Annotated in this window: 1 protein-coding gene; it reads left to right on the top strand. The window is 50.9% G+C overall.

The window, feature by feature from the left end; genetic code table 11:
- A partial coding sequence (locus tag DFR44_RS11400) for a hypothetical protein (protein ID WP_162845155.1) occupies positions 1 to 3,922 on the top strand: 3,922 nt, incomplete at both ends.

Genomic DNA, 3,922 nt, shown 5'->3' on the forward strand with positions numbered 1-3,922 from the left:
GATGCGATTGAGCTGTTGGCACTGCTCAAGCCCGTTGACGTTGACGTTGACAACGACGTCACGTTGCTATTCGTCGTGCTGATGGCTGACGAGGTTACAGTTGACAACGAAGTCACATTGCTGCTCACCGTGCTAATCGCAGATGACGTTGCTGTTGACAATGAGTTGACGCTGCTGGTCGCTGTGCTCAACGCTGTTGATACTGCACTTGACACTGTTGTTGAAACGCCTGCCGACACCACTGTTGACAATGATGCAATTGAGCTGTTGGCGCTGCTCAAGCCTGTTGACAACGATGTGACATTGCTATTCGTGGTGCTGATGGCTGACGAAGTCGCTGTCGACAATGAGGTCACGCTGCTATTCGTTGTGCTGATTGCCGCAGACGTTGTCGTTGACAATGAAGTCACATTGCTATCAACGGTACTCAATGCTGATGATGTTGCAGTTGACAGTGAGTTCACGCTGCTGGTCGCTGTGCTCATTGCTGTTGATACCGCACTTGACACTGCTGTTGAAACACCAGACGACACCACGGTAGACAACGATGCAATTGAGCTGTTGGCGCTGCTCAAGCCCGTTGACGTTGCAGTTGACAACGATGTCACATTGCTGTTGGTTGTGCTAATCGCAGATGACGTTGCTGTCGACAATGATGTGACATTGCTGTCCACTGTGCTCAAGGCCGATGATGTGGCCGTCGACAATGAGTTGACGCTGCTCGTTGCTGTGCTCATCGCTGTTGATACTGCGCTTGACACGGCTGTTGAAACGCCTGTCGATACCACCGTTGACAACGATGCGATTGAGCTGTTGGCACTGCTCAAGCCTGTTGACGTTGACGTTGACAACGACGTCACGTTGCTATTCGTCGTGCTGATGGCTGACGAGGTTGCTGTCGACAATGATGTGACATTGCTGTCCACTGTGCTCAAGGCCGATGATGTCGCCGTTGACAATGAGTTGACGCTGCTCGTTGCTGTGCTGATTGCCGTTGATGCTGCTGTTGATACGGCGCTTGACACGGCAGTTGAAACACCTGTCGATACCACTGTTGACAACGATGCGATTGAGCTGTTGGCGCTGCTCAAGCCTGTTGACAACGATGTGACATTGCTATTCGTCGTGCTGATTGCCGCAGACGTTGTCGTTGACAATGAAGTCACATTGCTATCAACGGTACTCAATGCTGATGATGTTGCAGTTGACAGTGAGTTCACGCTGCTGGTCGCTGTGCTCATTGCTGTTGATACCGCACTTGACACGGCTGTTGAAACACCAGACGACACCACGGTAGACAACGATGCGATTGAGCTGTTGGCGCTGCTCAAGCCCGTTGACGTTGCAGTTGACAATGATGTGATATTGCTTTCAGTCGTACTGAAACCAGTCGATGTCAACGTTGACAATGATGTCACGGTGCTTTCCACTGTACTGAACGAAGCTGAAATAATCGTCGAAACAGCACTCGAAATAACGGTTGACATGACTGTTGAAACAGCCGTTGAAACCGCAGTCGACACCACTGACGATACAACCGTAGACATCACTGTTGAAGCCGCTGTAGAGAGGCCTTCTGAGACGACTGTAGACAATGAAGCAATCGAGCTACCTGCTGAACTGAAGCCTGTTGACGTTGATGTTGACAATGAAGTGAGGTTGCTGTTTGTCGTGCTTAAACCTGTTGACAAAGAGAACACACTGCTATTTGTCGTGCTCAAAGCACTTGATACGCCTGTCGATACAACAGATGACAATGATGCGATTGAACTGTTGGCACCACTCAAGCCCGTTGACAATGAAGTCACGTTGCTATCAACTGTGCTCAATGCCGATGATGTTGCCGTCGACAATGAGTTGACGCTGCTCGTTGCTGTGCTGATTGCCGTTGATGCTGCTGTTGATACGGCGCTTGACACGGCAGTTGAAACACCTGTCGATACCGCTGACGACAATGATGCGATTGAGCTGTTGGCACTGCTCAAACCCGTTGACGTTGCAGTTGACAATGATGTCACGTTGCTATTCGTCGTGCTAATTGCTGATGACGTTGCCGTTGACAATGAGTTGACGCTGCTCGTTGCTGTGCTGATTGCCGTTGATGCTGCTGTTGATACGGCGCTTGACACGGCAGTTGAAACACCTGTCGATACCGCTGACGACAATGATGCGATTGAGCTGTTGGCGCTGCTTAAGCCTGTTGACGTTGCAGTTGACAATGATGTCACGTTGCTGTTGGTCGTGCTGATTGCTGACGAAGTCGCTGTCGACAATGAAGTGACATTGCTGTCCACTGTGCTCAAGGCCGATGACGTTGCCGTTGACAATGAGTTGACGCTGCTCGTTGCTGTACTCATTGCTGTTGATACCGCACTTGACACTGCTGTTGAAACACCTGTCGACACCACAGTAGACAACGATGCAATTGAGCTGTTGGCGCTGCTCAAGCCCGCTGACGTTGAGGTTGACAATGATGTCACATTGCTGTTGGTCGTGCTAATCGCTGATGACGTTGCCGTTGACAATGAGTTGACGCTGCTCGTTGCTGTGCTGATTGCTGTTGATACCGCACTTGACACTGCTGTTGAAACACCTGTCGATACCACTGACGACAATGATGCAATAGAGCTGTTGGCGCTGCTCAAGCCTGTTGACGTTGCAGTTGACAATGATGTCACGTTGCTGTTGGTCGTGCTAATCGCAGATGACGTTGCCGTTGACAATGAGTTGACGCTGCTCGTTGCTGTGCTCATCGCCGTTGATACTGCGCTTGATACTGCAGTTGAAACACCTGTCGATACCGCTGACGACAATGATGCGATTGAGCTGTTGGCGCTGCTCAAGCCCGTTGACGTTGCAGTTGACAATGATGTCACATTGCTGTTGGTCGTGCTAATTGCTGACGACGTTGTCGTTGACAATGAGTTGACGCTGCTGGTCGCTGTGCTCATCGCTGTTGATACTGCGCTTGATACTGCAGTTGAAACACCTGTCGATACCGCTGATGACAACGATGCGATTGAGCTGTTGGCGCTGCTCAAGCCCGTTGACGTTGAGGTTGACAATGATGTCACGTTGCTGTTGGTCGTGCTGATTGCCGCAGACGTTGTCGTTGACAATGAGTTGACGCTGCTCGTTGCTGTGCTCATCGCTGTTGATACTGCGCTTGATACTGCAGTTGAAACACCTGTCGATACCGCTGACGACAATGATGCGATTGAGCTGTTTGCACTACTCAAGCCCACTGCAGTCGCGGTTGACAATGACGACACCGCGCCGCCTGAAACTGACGACAATGATGCAATTGAGCTGTTGGCGCTGCTCAAGCCCGCTGACGTTGAGGTTGACAGTGACGTCACGTTGCTGTTGGTCGTGCTGATTGCCGCAGACGTTGCCGTTGACAATGAGTTGACGCTGCTCCTTGCTGTGCTGATTGCTGTTGATACTGCTGTCGATACTGCACTTGACACTGCCGTTGAAACACCTGTCGATACCGCTGATGACAATGATGCGATTGAGCTGTTGGCGCTGCTCAAGCCCGTTGACGTTGAGGTTGACAATGATGTCACGTTGCTGTTGGTCGTGCTGATGGCTGACGAGGTTGCAGTTGACAATGAGTTGACGCTGCTCGTTGCTGTACTCATCGCTGTTGATACTGCACTTGACATGGCCGTTGAAACACCTGTCGATACCGCTGATGACAATGATGCAATTGAGCTGTTGGCGCTGCTCAAGCCCGTTGACGTTGAGGTTGACAATGATGTCACGTTGCTGTTGGTCGTGCTGATTGCTGACGACGTCGCCGTTGACAATGAGTTGACGCTGCTGGTCGCTGTGCTCATCGCTGTTGATACTGCGCTTGATACTGCAGTTGAAACACCTGTCGATACCGCTGATGACAACGATGCGATTGAGCTGTTTG

Origin of the sequence: Hydromonas duriensis (assembly GCF_004363775.1) — a bacterium.
GTDB lineage: Bacteria > Pseudomonadota > Gammaproteobacteria > Burkholderiales > Burkholderiaceae > Hydromonas > Hydromonas duriensis.